At 75.8% G+C, this 17,597-nt stretch carries 8 protein-coding genes; 1 reads left to right on the plus strand and 7 read right to left on the minus strand.

The features are described from left to right. Window positions 1–148: 148 nt before the first annotated feature. From ACFVSN_RS04335 to eccCa, 7 genes are all read right to left on the minus strand, one after another. The gene (locus ACFVSN_RS04335) at window positions 149–1,264 is read right to left on the minus strand and encodes a S8 family serine peptidase (protein ID WP_380447867.1); all 1,116 of its coding nucleotides are present in this window, start codon (window positions 1,262–1,264) and stop codon (window positions 149–151) included. Window positions 1,265–1,877: 613 nt separating this feature from the next. Further along, the gene (locus ACFVSN_RS04340; RefSeq protein WP_387600062.1) at window positions 1,878–5,252 is read right to left on the minus strand and encodes a right-handed parallel beta-helix repeat-containing protein; all 3,375 of its coding nucleotides are present in this window, start codon (window positions 5,250–5,252) and stop codon (window positions 1,878–1,880) included. A gap of 40 nt (window positions 5,253–5,292) precedes the next feature. Beyond that, window positions 5,293–6,750, minus strand: a complete 1,458-nt coding sequence (locus ACFVSN_RS04345; protein WP_387953689.1) for a hypothetical protein — start codon at window positions 6,748–6,750, stop codon at window positions 5,293–5,295. Window positions 6,751–6,863: 113 nt separating this feature from the next. Beyond that, window positions 6,864–7,301 carry a hypothetical protein gene (locus ACFVSN_RS04350; RefSeq protein ID WP_380498394.1) on the minus strand — a complete coding sequence of 146 codons (438 nt, stop codon included), beginning with the start codon at window positions 7,299–7,301 and terminating at the stop codon, window positions 6,864–6,866. 95 nt (window positions 7,302–7,396) lie between these two features. Beyond that, on the minus strand, window positions 7,397–7,852 hold the full coding sequence (locus tag ACFVSN_RS04355; RefSeq protein ID WP_387600056.1) for a hypothetical protein: 456 nt from the start codon (window positions 7,850–7,852) through the stop codon (window positions 7,397–7,399). Between the two features lie 470 nt (window positions 7,853–8,322). Continuing rightward, window positions 8,323–11,904 carry a hypothetical protein gene (locus tag ACFVSN_RS04360; protein WP_387600053.1) on the minus strand — a complete coding sequence of 1,194 codons (3,582 nt, stop codon included), beginning with the start codon at window positions 11,902–11,904 and terminating at the stop codon, window positions 8,323–8,325. 73 nt (window positions 11,905–11,977) lie between these two features. Then, window positions 11,978–15,964 carry a type VII secretion protein EccCa gene (eccCa, locus tag ACFVSN_RS04365; protein ID WP_387600069.1) on the minus strand — a complete coding sequence of 1,329 codons (3,987 nt, stop codon included), beginning with the start codon at window positions 15,962–15,964 and terminating at the stop codon, window positions 11,978–11,980. A 214-nt stretch (window positions 15,965–16,178) separates the two neighbouring features. On the opposite strand from eccCa, the gene eccD reads away from it, so the two are divergent. Next, window positions 16,179–17,561 carry a type VII secretion integral membrane protein EccD gene (gene eccD / locus ACFVSN_RS04370; RefSeq protein ID WP_380508800.1) on the plus strand — a complete coding sequence of 461 codons (1,383 nt, stop codon included), beginning with the start codon at window positions 16,179–16,181 and terminating at the stop codon, window positions 17,559–17,561. Window positions 17,562–17,597: the final 36 nt, after the last annotated feature.

Genomic DNA, 17,597 nt, shown 5'->3' on the forward strand with positions numbered 1-17,597 from the left:
CCCCAGAGGTCGTAGTCGGTGCACAGGAGCCACGACCGGTCCGCGGCCCAGACGTTGGACGGACTGAAGTCGGCCTCGGGGTTGTCGTACAGGGCCACGGCATCCCCGAGACCGACGGGATCCCCCGTCCGCCGGGCTCGGGGTGGTGCTACGACGCGTCGTCGGCCTTTGCCGGTTGCCAGCGGCGGGCGCGGCCTCGGGGGGCTATGGCTCCGGCGACGGCTACCAGGCCGATCGTGCCCAGTGCGGTCAGGGCCACCGCTGTGGCCTGGGCGGGGGCTTCGGATGTGGGGCGGCCGGGTGGCATCGCCAGGGCGGCCGTGGTCGGGGTGGTGGGGTGCGGGCTCGGGGACGTCTCGTGGTCGAGCGTGCTCGTCACGGCCGCGACCAAGTCCACCGTTCCGTAACCGAGTTGCGGATCGGGCACCGGGCCGCCCGGGCGGTACGCGGTGGCTTCGAGACGGGCCGTCAGCTGGTCGGCGGTGAGGGTCGGGCGGTAGCCGAGGACCAGGGCCGCCGTGCCGGCGACGAAGGCCGTCGCGAAGCTCGGGCCCGCGCCCGTGTAGTAGCCGCCCGCCGCCGGGCCGGGGCCGGTCACGGCGTCGCCCGGGGCGGCCAGGTCCACCCGGCCGCCGACCGCCGCGTTCTCCGGCAGCGCCCCGGCCGGGCCGAGGTCGCGGACGGCCAGCACCTCGGGGTAGGCGGAGGGGTAGACGGGGGTCGGTTTGGCCTGCGCGGTGGGTGCGGTGTCGGGCCCGGCCGGGGCGACGATCAGCGCGCCCTTGGCCCGGGCCCGGCGCACGGCCCCGGCCAGTGCGTCGTTGCCCTCGGGGACGGTGACGCCGACGGCGATGATGCGCGCGCCCCGGTCGGCCGCCGCCGTGATGCCCTGGGCGAGCCGGTCCGCGGTGGTCGTGCCGGTGTCGTCGGTGACGCCCACCGCCAGGACCCGCGCGTGCGGCGCCAGGCCGGAGAAGCCGGTGCCGTCGCGGCGGTCGGCGGCGATCAGCCCGGCCAGGAAGCTGCCGTGGCCGACGCAGTCGTGCGCCGGGTCGGCGGCGCCGTCGAGCCTGGGCGCGAAGTCGGTACGGCCGGCGAGCAGTCCGGAGCCGTCGCCCAGCCCCGAGCCGAGCACCGCGACCGTCACTCCGTCGCCACGGCTCAGCTGCCACACCCGGTCGGGCCGCAGGAACGTCTGCGGCCAGGGCGTGAGCTGGGTGCCCTTCGCCGACGCGGGCAGGCAGCCCGCGGGCTTCCCGGACACGTCCCGCCGCACCTGGCTGACGCCCGGCAAGGCGTCCCCGGGCGAGGAGGACGGCGAGGGCGCGGTCGCGGGCGCAGGTGTGTCGGCCCATGCGGCTCCCGCCGGAAGCAGCAGCGCAGCGGCCAGGACCGTCGCCGAAGCCCGCACTACGAAGGGCCGTCGGCCGGCGGTGGTCGAGGCGGCGGACGGTACGGACGCCGACAACGCCCGCCGTGCCCGAGGCCGGCCGGCCGACGGCTCGCGCCCGCCCGCCTGCCCCGGTTCCTCGTCGGGCGAAGGCCGCCGGCCGGCGGTGGTCGGGGAGGGGGTCGGCAGCGCGGGCTCATCCCCACACGCGTCCCCCACGGACGCCGACGCCCCGGCTGCCGGTCCCCTCCCCTCCCCGCTCCGCCGGCCGACGGCTGTCATAGGGGCGGCCGGGACCTCGGCCGCCGGGACCACCTCGTCCACCGGGACCACGTCGTCCACCGGGACCACGTCGTCCGCCCGGCGCCTCACGAGAAGCCGCCGATCCGGCCTGCCGCAGCCCCGCGCGGCAGCGGTCGGCGGGCCCGTGGGGCCCGGTCGGCCGAACGGACCGCCGCCGCTCCTGCCACCGCCCCCGTCACCCGGCTCACGCGAAACTGCCGATGCGCTCGGCCGGGATGTCCTGGGGCAGCAGGAGGCTGAGTTCGTCCAGGTCCCCGATGTCCAGGCGGGACAGGCGGCCCGCCTGACGCGTGATCATCGCCTCCAGCACCTGCCGCGCGAAGCGGCCGTTGCCGAAGGAGTTGTCGCGCGGAACGGCGCGGAAGAGGGCGCTCAGGGCCGTCAGGGTGTCCGGGGTGCAGGTGTAGCCGGCGGCCTCGGCCTGGAGGCGGACGATGGTGATGAGTTCGTCGTCCGAGTAGTGGTCGAAGGTGATCTCGCGGGAGAAGCGCGACGCCAGACCGGGGTTGGAGGCGAGGAAGCCGCGCATTTCCTCCTGATAGCCGGCGACGATGACGACGACCTCGTCGCGGTGGTCCTCCATGAGCTTCATCAGCGTGTCCACGGCCTCCTGGCCGAAGTCGCCGCCCCCGCCGTGCCGGGGCGTCAGCGTGTACGCCTCGTCGATGAAGAGCACGCCGCCGCGGGCGCGTTCGAAGGCGTCACGGGTCAGCTGGGCGGTGTGGCCGATGTACCGGCCGACGAGGTCGGCGCGGGCGGTCTCGATGAGCTGGCCGCCGGGCAGCACGTCCAGTTCGGCGAGGAGTTCGCCGTAGAGGCGGGCGACGGTGGTCTTGCCGGTGCCGGGCGGGCCGGAGAAGACGAGGTGGTGGCTGATGGTGGCCGCCGGGAGGCCGGCCTCGATGCGGCGGCGGGTCTGGCGGGTGAGGTTGACGAGGTCCTCGACCTGTTCCTTGGCCGCCGCGAGGCCGACCATCGCGCGCAGCCGGTCCAGCAGGCCGGGCGCCGTGGGTTCCTCCTCCCCCGCCGCGGCCCGGGCGACCGCCGCCGCGGCCTCCTCGCCGACGTCGGCCGGGAGGAGCAGGGTGAGGTCGGCGTTGTCGAACTGCTCGAGTTCGGCGAGCCGCCCGGCCTGCCGGTCGACCATCTCCTCGAACACCTTGCGCGCCGCCCGTCCGTTGCCGAAGTCCGGGCCCTTGGGCATCCGTTCGAAGTGGACGGCGAGGGCCTCGCGCGTGCCCGGGGCGAGTTCGTAGCCGTGGCTCGCGGCCGCCCGCTCGACGATGGTGGTGAGCTCGTCGTCGTTGTAGTTCTCGAACTCGACGGTGCGGCTGAAGCGGGAGGCGAGGCCCGGGTTGGAGGCCAGGAACTCGCGGATCTCGTCCTCGTACCCGGCGACGATCACCACGAGGTCGTCGCGGTGGTCCTCCATGAGCTTCACGAGCGTGTCGATCGCCTCCCGGCCGAAGTCGGGGCCGCTGCCGCCCGATCCCGCGGAGAGCGTGTAGGCCTCGTCGATGAACAGCACGCCGCCGAGCGCCTCCTTGACCACCTCGGTGGTCTTGAGCGCGGTGCCGCCGATGATGGAGGCGACCAGGTCGGCGCGCGCCACCTCGGTCAGGTGTCCGCTGCGCAGCACGCCGAGTTCGGCCAGGATCGCGCCGTAGAGGCGGGCGACGGTGGTCTTGCCGGTGCCCGGCGGCCCGGCGAAGACGAGGTGGCGGCTCATCGGGAGGGCGGGCAGGCCGGCCTGTTCGCGGCGGCGGGCGAGCTTGTTGAGGTTGACGAGCGTGGCGACCTGGTCCTTGACGCCCTCCAGGCCGACGAGGGTCTGCAGGACGGCCTGCGGGCCCTGCTCCTTCACGGGGGCGGCCGCCTCACCGGCCGGGCCGTCCGCAGCGGCCTCCACGGCGGCCGGGGTCGTCGCGGCGGCCGCGGCGGCCGTGCCGTGGGCGTCCGCGGAGCGGTTGTCGCGGCTGTCCAGGTGCTCGACGGCGAGCCGTTCGGTCGGCTCGGTCTGCCGCAGGCCCGCGCCCTCGTTCTCGGCGACCACGCAGTCGCTCAGCCGGACGGGCTCCGCGGACTCCGAACGGACGCCGTCCACGGTGTTGTTGGTCATCCGGCAGCCCGTCAGGGTCGCCCTGGCGCCGGGCAGGAGGTGCAGGCCGTGCCGCCGGTTGGCCCGCAGGCCGGCCCGGGTGGCGGTGAGTTCGCCGTCGTGCTCGACGCTCACGCCGTCGTACGCGTTGTCCTCGGCGTCGACGTCGCGCAGCGTCGCGACGCCCTCGGCGCCGACCGAGATCCCGCAGCCCTTGCTGCCGCGCACGGTGCTGCCGCCGACGTAGGTGTTCGCGCCGTCCTCGATGCGCACCCCGTCGCGCCCCGAGTCGACGACGGTGGCGTCCTCGATCCGGCCGCGCCCGTCGCGCAGCACCTCGACGCCGTGCCCGGCCGCGGCCGTGACGGCGAGGCGGCGCAGCAGCGGGTTGGCGCCGTCGCGGACGACGACCCCGGCGCCGGCCGCGTCCCGCACCTCCAGGCGGTCGAACTCGGCCGCGCTCTCGCCGGTCAGCTCGACGCCGTCCGTCTCGCCGTCGCGCACCACCGTCCGGACCAGGCTCGGCCCGGCGGACTCCCCGACGTGGATGCCGGCCTGGACGGCGGACGTCACCTCGCAGTCCTCGAAGGTGCCCCTGGCGCGTCCGGAGACGTGCAGGCCGTTGCCCTGCGTGCGGACCGCGCGGCAGCGCCGCAGCAGCGGGTCGGTGCCGTTGGTGAGCACGTAGCCGTGGGCGCGCACGGCGCTGACGGTGCAGTCCTCCAGCTCCACGCGGGCGGTGGAGCCGATGAAGACGCCGAGCGCGCTGTCGCGGATCTGCGTGCGCACCACGCGGGTGGTGCTCTGCTCCTCGAGTGCGATGGCGGGCTTGTCGGTTGCGGAGATCTCGCAGTCCTCGATCACGCCGCGGGACTCGCCGTTGGCGCACACGCCGTTGCCCCGGGCGTCGCGCAGCACGCAGCGGCGCACGGTGGGGTTGGCGCGCTCGCCGATCACCAGGGCGGAGGTGCCCAGGTGTTCGATCACGCTGTCCTCGATGACGCTCGCACCGGTCGAGGTCTCCACCAGGCCGGCGCCCGCCGGGTTCACCACGCGGCAGCCGCGCATCGCCAACTCGCCCTGCTGGCGGGTCAGTACGGCCGTCCAGGCGCTGCCGGCCACTTCGCAGTCCTGGAGGGCGAGCTGGCCGCGCGGCACGTCCACGGTGGGCAGTTCCTCGTCCCGGCCCTGGAGCACCAGGCCGGTCAACTGCACCGCCTCGGCCAGCACCTGGAGCACCGAGCCGCGGCGCGGACTGATCCGCACGCTGCCCCGGACGTCCTCGGCCGTGATCGTCACCATCTTGGTGACCACCAGGTTCTCCTCGTACCGGCCGGGGCGCACCGAGATCACCGCGCCGCTGCGGGCCGCCTGGAGGGCCTCGCCGATCGTGCGGTAGAAGCCCGGCTGCGAGCCGGACTCCCGCTGCTCCGCACAGACCGTCAGCACCGCGCGTGACATGCGTGGGGGTTCCCTTCGTTGGGGGTGGAGCGTGGGGCGGTCAGGAGGTGCAGGTCGCGCGGATCGCGCTCGCCGCGTGGTGGGCGTGGGACACGCCGCTGCCCCAGTCCACGCCGCGGGTGTGGAGGGTGACGGACAGCGAGCCGCTGTAGGCGAAGCTGCCTACGTTCACCCAACTTCCCTGACTGGCCGTCTGGTTGACGTTGAAGGAGCCGCCCGATCCGCCGCTCTGCACCGTGTAGTACGTCGGGTGGCCGCCGACCTTCGTCACGTCTCCACTCGCGGGGACGTAGACGGACAGGGCGCAAGTGCTGGCGTTGCCCAGGTTGAACGTCCACACCACCGAGGCGGAGGGGTCGTCCTTCGAGGCGTCGCCGTACATCGGGACCGAGGTGTAGCTGCCGTTGCAGCCGTCGCCGCTCCAGCCGCCGGAGTTGCCGATCCAGCCCTCGATGCCCTTGCTAAACCGGCCGTTCTCCCGGTAGGAGCCCTTGCCGCTGCACCCCGGGCCGAGGACCGTCACCACGGGCGGCGGGTCGGCGGGCTTCGCGGGCGGGACGGGCTGCTGCGGGGCCGGCTGCTGGGGCGCGGGCTGTTGCGGGGCGGGCTGCTGCTGGCCCGGGACGGCGGGCTTGGCGGCCCCCGGCGCGGGCTGCTGCGGGGCGTTGCCGCCGGCGCCGCCGGACCCGCCGGAGCCGCCGCCCGATGAACCACCCGTCGTGGCCGCCGGGTTGCCGCCGCCCTGGTTCACCGTGCCGGGCTGCCGGGCCGCAGGCGCGCCACCGGCCCCGGGCGCGCCCGCCGCAGGGGCACCGGCCGACTGGCCCGGGACGACCGGCTGACCGGCGTCCGTGCTCGGCGCACCCGCGACGGGGTCGCCGACGGGCACCGCGGCACCCGGTGCAGTGCCGCCGGGTGCGCCCTGGTCTCCGGGGGGCGCGCCGTTGCCGCCGCCGTTGCCACCGTTGTTGCCGTCGGTGCCCGGCACGTACCCGTTGCCGCCGTCGCCGCCGCCCTGCCCGTACCCGGGCGGGTTGTCCGCCTGCGCGGGACCGTGCTTCGGATCGCCCCCGCCCAGCTGCGTGACCACGACGGACGCACCCACCAGCACCAGGCCCACCGCGACGGCGGCCGCGACCATCGGACGCGAAACCCGGCCCGGACGCGGGCCGTCGGCGGCGGTCGTGGCGCCCTCGCGGTCCGCCACGGCCGCCTCCGCGAGCGCCTCCGGCGTGGCGGCGGCCGTCCCGGCCTCGATCAGGGGGGCGGACTCCGGCAGTGCCGGCGGCGGGGCGGGCTCGGTCCCGGCCGGCACCTCCGGCGCCGACCCGACCGCGCCGCCCGAACCCGGCTCGGAGAGAGCCGGACCGATCTCGGCCGTCTCGTCCTCGCCCTCCGCCTCGGCTGCCACGGCCCAGTTGACCACGGGGAGGTGAAACCCGGGCGAACCCTGGCCCCCATCGCCGCGCTTCTCCTCGCCCACGCTCATCCCCTGCACTCGACGCCACTCCTACAAGCACCGACGGACGGCGCCCCCACTCGCGTTCAGTCCGCTACCGCCCCACCGTCCGCCAAGCACCGACGGACGGCGTCCCGCTCGCGTTCAGTCCGCTACGACCCGACCGACCACACCGCGGCCCGACCCGGCTCCGGCGGCGCCAGGACGAACGCCGCCGCCCGCTCCAGCACCTCGCGGCCCGGCCGGACGCACGGCCCGTCCCCCTGTGCCCGGACGTGCGCGAGCAGGCCCGGCTCGGGTGCCACGCCGTGGGTCTCCAGGTAGTAGGTCACCGTGTCGGTCCAGATCCACTGCCCATCCGTCCGGAAGCCGAGCGGCACCACGCCGCGCCGCTCCGGGTCGACCACGTCGTCCATGAGCGTCGGCGTGAGCAGCACGGCCGCCCCGTCCCGCAGGTAGCGCACCACGGCCCGTCGCTCCGGCCCCTCCGCCAGCCGGGGACGGCCGGGCGCGAACCCCGGGCCCGTCACCGGATCCACGGCGTCGAAGACCGCCGCGAGCCTGAACCCGTCCCGCTCCGCCTCGTTCACCTTCGGCACTCCTCCCGCACGTCCGGCGCGTTCCGCACCGGGGCTCACGTCTCTCCGACGGCCGGGCGACGGCGGAGGGTTCAACCGGGACCCGACTACGAGACCGAGGCCCACCCGGTCCAGTTGCCGTTGGTGTCACGGGCACGCGCCCAGATGTGGCCGTCGGAACCGACCGCCCCGATCTCGAAGTTGCCGAACCCCATGTCCGAAGCCAGAACGCTGACCGGACCCGCCAGCACACCGCCCATGGAGAGCCAGCCGCTCTTGTGGCCGGCCTTGTCGGTGGTCCAACGCGTCCACACCGCGTGGTCGGTGCCGATGACGAACACCTCCTGACGGCCGTCGCGGAAGTAGTACGTCGCCGTGCCGTCCCCGTACGCGCCGCCGCAGAGGAACTTGCCGTCCCACACCTTGCTGCTGCACGTGCCCACACCCTTGGCACCCGAACCCGTGCCACTGCCGCCCGTGCCCGCCGCACTCGCGGGCGCCGCGCCGATGGCGATGGCGGCGAGCGCGGCCACGGAAGCCGCAACGGCCTTGATCTTCTTCATGATTGCTCCATTGCTCCAGGGAAGGGACACCGGGACCAGCCGGGGCCGGGCGAACACGTCGGCCCCTCACAAGTGCTGACGGAGACCCCGCCGGAACGGGTTCAACCCGCCCGGTACGCAATCCGGTTCGACACAGCGCGCCCCGATCACGCGACCCGCCGCAGCCAGGCCTCCGCGAGCGCGGCGTGACCGGCCGGCGTCGGGTGCACGCCGTCCGCGGACCAGTGCTCGGGCGTGACCGCCGCCGCGAGTCCGGCGAACATGCCGTCGGCGGCGAGCAGTTGGGCGCCCTACCGGCGGGCGAAGCGGCGCACCGCCCGGATCTTCCGGTCCAGGTCGGTGCGCCACTCCTCACGCTGCTCCTCCCCGATGCGCGCCGCGCCGCGCGTCACCGGGCCCGCAGCGCCTCACGTGTGGCTCACAAGACGGTGTCACCGGGCGCGGGCGTCAGTGCGACGATGCCCTTGCGATCACCGCCGGCCGGCCGCCCCCAAGTCCAGGCGGTAGTGCGCCGGGTGGGGCGGGCGGACGCGGTCGGCCGGGGCGATGGCGTCCCGGCGGGCGAGCCACGTGCGGAGACGGTCGGGGGCGGGACGGATGCTCCCCACCTCGTGGAGCAGCACACGGGCGGGGACCCCGGCAGCCGGGTCCGCGGCGTCGACGGCCACCACCTCGAAGCCCGTCCCCGGTGCGAACACCACCGCCGCCGGCTCGCCCGGCTCGCCGAACGCCGAACAGCGCCGCCCGCCGACGGACCACACCGCGAACTCCACCTCCACGTCCTCCCCGAGATCGGCCCCCACCGCGGCCAGCCCGCTCACCGGAGCCCGCTCGGTGAAGACCGCACCGGGCGTGAAGCGCGCCAGGTCGCATCCGCTGGCGGGGGCCGCGAGCAGCACGCCGCCGTAGTGGCTCGGGAGCCGGCGCAACCCGGCAGCAAGGCACCGCAGGTACGACCCCAGCGGGCCGGGCGCACCCATCCGGGCCGCCGCGACCAGGGCCTCACGGGCGACGGGGACGGCGGACTCGGCATGGTGCACCAGGACCGCGACGAGCTCCGGCCCGGGGTCGCCCCCGGCGGCCTGCGGGCGCAGACCCGGCAGCCTCGTCGACGCGTCCTCGGCCCGGCGCGCGAGGCGCGGGTACGCGGACCCGAGGAGGGCGACGAGGGCGGTGCGGTCCGCGGCCGGGGTGGGGGCTTCGGCGGGCTGGGGAGACGGTTCGTCCGCCCGGTCCGACGACGGCTCACCCGGCATCGGCCCGGCGGCAACCCCGCCGGCGCGCTGCGCGATCGCGCTGCCGCCCGTGTCCGGTACGGCGGCTCCCGGGATCGAACTCGGCCGATCGCCCGACGGATCGGACGGCAACTCGCCGAGCGTAGCCCCGCGGGCCGGCCCTTCCGGACCCTCGGCGGTCGCATCGCCGTCCGGCTCCGCCGCTGTGTCCGGCCACGAACTCTCCGGCCCACCAACCGGCGGCGCGCTGACGGACCCGTCAGTGCCTCCGGAGACCCCGCCGACGCCCGGCACCACCGTCGCGCTCGGATCAGAACCCGATTCGGCGCCCGGCAACGCACCCTCCGGCCCAGCCAACGGCCGCCCGCCAGGCGCCGACTCGGCCATGCCCACGGAGGCCGCATCGTCGGCCGGTGCCGCTGCCGCCGGGAGCGCGGGAGCCGGCCTCGGGGCTCCGCTGGTGGCGGACGGCGACGTGCCATCCCTCAGGCCACCGACGGCGGAGACCGGAGTCGGCGCAGGTACGGGTTCGGGAGGCTCCTCGCTCCCCGGGGCCTCAGCCACCGGTGGTGCCGGGGACGCCCCGGCAGCCCCCCGATCCGGCGCCGGCGGCGGGGCAGGTACCGAGAAGTCGGTCCCACCGACTTCTCCCGCCACCATGGCCGCCGACACGACCGGCGCCCCATCACGTTCCGACGGCGGCACCGCTGTGTCCGGGCCTCGGGTGACCGCAAGGGCCGACTCCGCCAGCGGGCCAGGTACCGAGAAGTCGGTCACGCCGACTTCTCCCGCCACCATGGCCGCCGACACGACCGGCTCCTCGTCACATTCCGACGGCAGCGCCTCTGCGTCCGGGCCGAGCGATGCCGTCGACGCGGGAGACGTGGATTCCCCTGCCCCGACCCCGTCGAGCAGCCCTGGCGCGCCAGGCGCCCCGGCCGCGTCGCCGCTCCAGAACGTCGACGGATCCTCGGCGGGTGCGGAAGGCCCGTCCGGCGCCGGATTCGCGTACACCGTCGATGCCGACGCCACCGGCGGCGCGGCAGCGGCCGGCGGAAGGCCGGACTCGGGCGCACCCACGCCCGAAGACCCAGGCGCCGCACCTCCATCCCGCGACACGGTGGCATCCGACACCGGCACGTGGGCTGTGGAAGGCCCAGGAGCCTGAGCAGGGGCCACGCCGGCAACCGACGGATGGCCGGGTACCACACCGCCATCCCACGACACGGTGGAATCCGACACCGGCACGCGGGCTGCGGAGGGCCCAGGAGCCTCAGCAGCGGCCACCGGCGCCACACCGGCAACCGACGGTGCGCCGGGCACCGCGCCGCCATCCCGCGACACGGTGGAATCCGGCTCCAGCACCGGCGCCGCCACGGGCGCGAGCCCAAGCGCGACCGGCGGCGCGTCGGTATCGGAAGACCCCAGCGCCGCGCTGGACGTCGGCTCCGGCGCCGCACCGCCGACGGCCAAAGGCCTGGCCGCCGCCGTCCCAACGGACACAGGAGCCGACACCCCCGCCTCTCCCCGCCCCCGCAGCGGCTCCGGCGCCGGGACGGATGCCCCCGGCTCCGGGGCGGGCCACAGGGGTTCCGGCCCCAGCCAGTCCATGCCGTGGAGCCGGGCGCAGAAGCGGCCCACCGTCTGCGACTCCGCGTCCATCGTGCCCGCCACCACCAGGCCGAGCCGGGGCGCGGACGGGAGGGTGGCGAGGGCGTCGCCGAGGCGGGCCCAGGTGTCCTCGGTGACCGGGCGGCCCGGGGTGCCGACGACGAGGACGGGGCGGGCCGGGTCGGGGCGGCGCATGCGGGGGCCGCGGTTGGTGGTGCCGGTGGGACGGAGCCACAGGCCGGCCGCGACGGCCTCCAGTTCCCAGCCGGGGAAGGCGGGGTAGCGGGCGGGTCCGGGGGCGGTGGGGGCGTCGGGGCGGCTGCGCCAGCCGACGGCGGTGACCTTGCGTTCGACCGGGCAGGCGGCCAGTTCGGTCAGGTACGGCTCCCAGCCGGCCGTCCCGTCGGGCGCCACGTGGACGTGGTGGTGCCCGGCGCCGTCGCGGACGGGCAGGCCGATCGCGGCCCGCACCTCGTACCGGAGCGAGGCGGCCACGACCGCGGCCAGCTCGACGAGTTCGATCGGCTCGGCCCACGGAGCGCTGAGCAGCAGCACGGAGTCCGGGCGCGCGGACGTCATCACATCGGCGGCCGAATGGACGAGTTGGACGCCCGAAGGCAGCCTCCCCGACGGCTCGCCGATCACCAGCACGACGGCGCCGTCCCGCCCCGAGGCGTGGTCGAGGATCGCGGGCCGCCCCGCGGGTGTCCCGGACGTCGCCCAGAACGCGCCCCCGGCCAGCGGCGTGAGCGTCGCCGCCGCGGGCCACCGCTCGCCCAGGGGCTCCGCCTGGCCGCCGCCCGGCCGGCAGCGCCACCAGGAGCCGGCCACGGCCCGCAGGGTGCCGTCGGGCTCGACGGACACCACCGCGTCCGGCGCGACGACCGTCAACCCGGCGCGCCCGGCGAGGAGTTCGGCCGGCCGGCGACCGTCCGGCCCCGGCGCGGCGAGGCCGGAGGCCGCGAGGACGAGCGTGTCCGCGCCCAACCCGTAGGCCGCACCCGTCAGTTCGGGCAGCGACGCCCGCAGCACGGGCGCCGCGTCCTCGGCCGCCGCGAGGACCAGCAGGCTGTGCGCCTCGGCCCGCACCGGCGCCAGGGCCGCCGCCAACCCCGCCGCCTCCGCACCCGGCGGCGCGATCACGAAGTGCGGCCCCAGTCCACGCAGCGTCGACCGTTCGACGCCCTCCGTCGTCACCCGGCTCATCGATCGACCCCCATCAACCCGCCCACCTCCGACAGCCGACCGCTGTCCGCCCCCGCCGACCCTCCGCCGGCCACTACGCGCCCAGCTCCCCACCCGAACCACCCGAACCACCCGAACCGCCCGAACCGCCCGGGCCGTCGGAGCCGCCCGAGCCGCCCGGCCCCGCCAGGCGGCCGGTCTGCACCTGCACCGTCCGTCGCCGCGTGATGTACAGCCCGCGCCCCGCCGGGAACTCCCTCGGCTTGAGGTTGCCGAACAAGTAGCCCTCGGACGGCGGGCAGGAGAGCAGCAGCGTGGGCGAGTTGACCTCCTGGAGCTTGCGGACCAGCGGGTCGCCCATGGCCCGCGCGATGCCGTTGGCGCCGCGGGCGACGACGAGGTGGAGCCCGATCTCCGCGCCCTGGGCGAGGTCGTCGAGGAGGGCGGCGAACGGGTGGGCCCCGGTGCCGGCGCCGACGAGGTCGTAGTCGTCGACGAGGATGAACAGTTCGGGCCCCTCCCACCAGTCCCGCAGCTTGAGGCGGGCGGGGGTGATGTCGGCGGGCGGGATGCGGTTCTTCATGGCGCGCGACGCCCCGTCGACGATCTGGCGGAGCTTGTCGACGGCGACCGCGTAGCCGAGGCGGTACTCCTCGGGGACGGCGTCGTAGAGGCCGCGCCGGAAGTCGACGAGCATGATGCGGGCCTCGGCGGGCGTGTAGGCGCTGGTGATGCCGCGGATCACGAGTTCGAGCAGGTTGGTCTTGCCGGATTCGCTGTCGCCGACGACGAGCAGGTGCGGGTTCTCCTCGAAGTCGTGCCACAGCGGGGCGACTTCGGTGTCCTCCAGGCCGATGGCGACGCGCAGCCGACCTTCCGGCGCGGGCAGCCGGCCGGCGTCGAGGCTGAGCGGCAGCATCCGGACCTCGGGGGCGCGGGGCCCGGTCCAGTGGGCGGCGACGGCGTCGACGAGGTCCGCGACGCCCTCGCCGAGGTCGTCGGCGCTGCCGGAGCCGTCGATGCGGGGCAGGGCGGTGAGGAAGTGGAGCTGGTCGTCGGTGAGGCCGCGGCCGGGGAGCTTGGGCACCTTGGCGGCGGCGCGCATGTTGATGACGGAGTCGACGGAGTCGCCGAGGCGCAGTTCGAAGCGGGTCTGCAGCTGGTCGCGCAGGCCGCCGGTGATCTCGCCCCAGCGGGTGGTGGCGATGACCAGGTGGACGCCGTAGTTGATGCCGCGCTGGGAGATGAGGGTGAGCGGCTGGACGAGGTCGTTGAACTCCTGGCGCAGGGTGTTCCAGCCGTCGATGACGAGGAAGACGTCGCCGTGCGGGTCGTCCGGGAGTCCGCCGGCCGCCTTGCGGCGGCGGAAGGCGGCGACGGAGTCGATGCCGAGTTCGGCGAAGTACTTCTCGCGCCGGGTGATGATGCCGTTGACCTCGGCGATGGTGCGCAGCACCCGTTCGCCGTCGTGGCGTCCGGTGACGCCGCCGACGTGCGGCAGGCCGCGCAGGGCGGAGAGGGTGCCGCCGCCGAAGTCGAGGCAGTAGAACTGGACCTCGCGCGGGGTGTGGGTGAGGGCGAGGCCGGTGACGAGGGTGCGCAGCAGGTTGCTCTTGCCGCTCTGCGGGGCGCCGGCGATGCCGACGTGGCCGCCGGCGCCGGACAGGTCGGCGGTGAGCAGGTCCCGCAGTTGCTGGAAGGGGCGGTCGACGACGCCGACGGGCAGCCGCAGGGCTCCGTGGGTGTGTTCGTCCTCGGTGGTGAGGCCGCGGTCGGGGTGCGGGACGAGCGGGGGCAGGAGTTCGTCGAGGGTGGGCGGGACCCCGAGGGGCGGCAGCCAGACCCGGTGGGCGGGCGGTCCGGCGTCGCGCAGGCGGTCGGCGGCGATCTCCAGCAGGGAACCGGCCGACGCCGTGGCCTCCTCCTCCACCTCCACCACGGGCGCCTGGCGCTGCATCACGTAGTCCGTGCCGTACCGGACGACCTGTCCGGCGACGACGGCCTGCTGGGCGGCACGCCGCTTGGGCCGGTACGGTCCCGAGACGTAGGCGGCCTTGAAGCGGGTCAGGGTGGAGATGTCGCTGCGCAGGAAGCCGTTGCCGGGCTGGGAGGGCAGCTGGTAGGCGTCGGGGACGCCGAGGACGCCCCGGCTCTCCATGGCCGAGAACGTCCGCAGGCCGATCCGGTAGGACAGGTGGGATTCGAGCGCGCTCATCCGGCCCTCGTCCAACCGCTGGGAGGCGAGCAGGAGGTGGACGCCCAGCGAGCGGCCGAGCCGCCCGATCATCACGAACAGCTCCATGAAGTCCCGGTGGGCGGAGAGCAGTTCGCTGAACTCGTCGACGACGACGAACAGGGTGGGCAGCGGCCGCAGCGCCGCGCCGCCCTCGCGCGCCGTCTCGTACTCCAGCAGCGACGCGTACCCGGCGACGCGCAGCAGCTCCTGGCGGCGCACGAGTTCGCCGTGCAGGGCGTCGCGCATGCGGTCGACCAGCGAGGCCTCGTCGGCGAGGTTGGTGATGACGGCGGAGGTGTGCGGCAGGGTGTCGAGGCCGAGGAAGGTCGCGCCGCCCTTGAAGTCGACGAGGACGAAGTTGAGCACCTCGGAGGAGTGGGTGACGGCGAGCGCGAGGACGAGCGTGCGCAGCAGTTCGGACTTGCCGGAGCCGGTGGCGCCGATGAGCATGCCGTGCGGGCCCATGCCGCCCTGCGCGGACTCCTTGAGGTCGAGGTCGACGGGCCGGCCGTCCGGTCCGAGGCCGAGCGGCACGCGCAGGCGCTGCGGGATGCCGCGCTGGGCCCACAGGGCCTCGACGTCGTGGGCGTGCAGGTCGGGGATGCCGAGCAGGGCGGTCAGGTCGAAGTCGGTGGCCAGCGGCTCGGCGACGTCGACGCCGTCGGCGATGCGGTAGCGGGCGAGCTGGGCGGCGAGCCGGGTGGCGGCGGGCAGCGCGAGGGCGTCGGGGCGGCCGAGGTCGGTGACGACGTCCTTGCGGTTGCGGTCGGCGCCGACCATGGTGAGCCGGCCCTCTTCGACGCGCAGCCGCAGGGTGGTGCGGGCCGGGCGCCATTCCAGGGTGTCGGCGAGGTCGACGAGGACGGCGTTGCGGTAGCCGGTGAGCGCGGCGCGGCTGCCGGCGTGCGCGCCGGGGCCGTCGAGGACGAGGACGGTGAACGGTTCGTCGCGGCTCGGGTCGGCGTCGGGCTCGTACGCGGGCCGGCCGGTGAACTCCTCGCCGAGCAGTTGCTCGACCTCGCCGAGGCTGCCCGCGACGAGCCGGACCGGGCCGGCGCCGTCGGTGTCGGTCGGGTGCAGGGCGTGCGGCAGCCACTTGGCCCACTCCCAGTGCGTGCGCCGCTCGGCGTCGGCGACGACGGCGACGTGGAGCTCGTCCGGCCCGTGCACGACGGCGAGTTGGGCGATCATCGCGCGCACGAGCGCGCGGGCGGCCTCGGGATCGTCGGCGCGCAGCAGGAGTTGGGCGAAGCCGCGCAGGTGGATCGCCATCGGCTGGTCGGCGACGGTGCCGTAGGCGTGGATGAAGCGGCGCAGCGCGTGGGCGCACAGCGGTTCGAGGTCCTCGACCGGCTTGGTGGCGAGCGGGGCGAGCGGGGTCGCGAGGCGCTGGGCGCCGAGGCCGATCCGGACGTCGCTGAAGTCCGGGTGCGCGGCCCGCCGTTCCCACAGCCGGGTGGTGCCCACCAGCGACCACAGCTCGCCGGGCGCGGGGTGGCGCCAGGCCAGCGCCTTGCGCTGGGCGTCGATCGAGCGGCGCACCTGGCGGCGCATCTGGGCGAGGTAGCGCAGGTAGTCGCGGCGCTCGGCGCGCAGCTGGTGCTTGCGGTCGCTGGAGCCGCGGAACAGCTGGGTGACGAGCATGCCGACGGCGGACAGCGCCATCATGCCGACCGCGACGTAGCTCAGCGCGCCGCCGCCCTCGGGCCCGGCCGGGCGCAGGAACATGAACACCATCGACAGCGAGCCGAGCGCCATCGGCGCCATGCCGATCATGCTCGACATGCCGCTCTGCTTCTCGGGCAGGACCGGCGGCTCCTGGAGCTGGACGTCGCCGTCCGGCATCTCGGGCCCAGGACGCCTGGGCGTCCGCTTGACCAGGACCACGCTCACTCAGGGCTCCTCACGTTCCGCCACCGTCCTCTCACGCTGACGGGCGGCGGCGACCGCGGGGTTCAGCGGGGTCCGGCCGGACGCGGCCGGGTGCGTGAACGCCGACTCCCGCGCGGCCCGTTCGAGAAGACGGAGAACACTACGGACCCCGACCCCGAGGAGAGGCGTGAGCACCAGCGCCGTCGCAGGACTGTGCCGATTGAGGTTCCACGCGCCGGAGGCGGTCTTCGAACTCGCCGTCCCGGCCGACGTCCCCCTGGCCGACCTGCTCCCCGCGATCATCGGCCACGCCGGCCCCGGCCTCGCCGAGAGCGGCCTGGAGCACGGCGGCTGGGTGCTCCAGCGGCTCGGCGAGGAGCCGCTGGACGAGGAGCGGAGCGTCGAGGCGCTGGCGCTCCACGACGGCGACGCGCTCTACCTGCGCCCCCGCCACGAGGCCCTGCCCCCGGTGCACTTCGACGACCTGGTCGACGGCGTCGCCACCGGCATGCACGAGCGCGGCGACACCTGGCGCCCGGCCCTCACCCGCCGCCTCGCCCTCGCGCTCGCCCTGGCCGCCCTCGCGGCCGGCTGGATCGTGCTGGCCCTCCCGGGCCCGGCCGCCCCGCGGGAGGCCGCGGCGGCGGGCGTCGCCGTGCTCCTGCTGCTCGGCGCGGCCAGCGCCTCCCGCGCGATGGCGGACGCGGGCGCGGGCACCGCGCTCGGCGCCGCCGCCGTCCCGTACCTGGGGCTCGCCGCCCTGCTGCTGCCCGCCGGGCCGGGCGGCGACGACCTGCTCGGGGCCCGGGTGCTCGCGGCCTCCTCCGCCGCGGCGGGCGCGGCCGTGCTGTCGCTGGCGGCGGTGGGGGCCGCGGCGCCGCTGTTCATCGGCCTGGTGCTGGTCGCCGCGCTCGGCGTGCTGGCCGGGGCCCTGCTCCTGCTCGGCCTCGCCGCGGACCAACTCGTCGCCCTCGTCTCGGTGTTCGCCGTCCTGGTCGGCTCCTTCGTGCCGTCCGTGGCGTTCCGGCTCTCCGGCCTGCGGCTGCCGATGCTGCCGCGCAACGCCGAGGAACTCCAGGAGAACATCGATCCCGTCCCGGCCACGGCCGTCCTCCCCCGCGCGCTCGTCGCCGACGACTACCTGATGGCGCTCTACACCGCGATCGGCACCGTCTGCGCGGTCTGTCTCACCGTCCTGCCGTTCACGGGCGGCTGGGCCGGCCCGGCCGAGGCCGGGGCGCTCGCGCTGCTCCTCGTCCTCCACGCCCGCGCCATCGGCAGCATCCGCCAGCGCCTCGTCCTCCTGCTGCCCGGCGTGTACGGCGGCGCCGTGCTGCTCACCCGGTTCACCACGGGCGCCTCCCCCTCGGAACGCCTCGCCCTCCTCGGCGCCCTGGTGGCCCTGACCGCCGCCCTCCTGGTCGCCGCCTGGACCGTCCCCGGCCGCCGCCTCCTGCCCTACTGGGGCCGCATCGCCGACCTCCTCCACACCCTGACCGCCCTCGCCCTCCTCCCGCTGGCCCTCCAGGCCTGCGGCCTCTACCACTCCCTGCGCGCCCTGGGCGGCTGAGCGCCGCGATGCCCGTCCCGTGCCCCGGCCGATCGA

This window comes from Kitasatospora sp. NPDC057904 (assembly GCF_042887925.1).
Taxonomy (GTDB): domain Bacteria; phylum Actinomycetota; class Actinomycetes; order Streptomycetales; family Streptomycetaceae; genus Kitasatospora.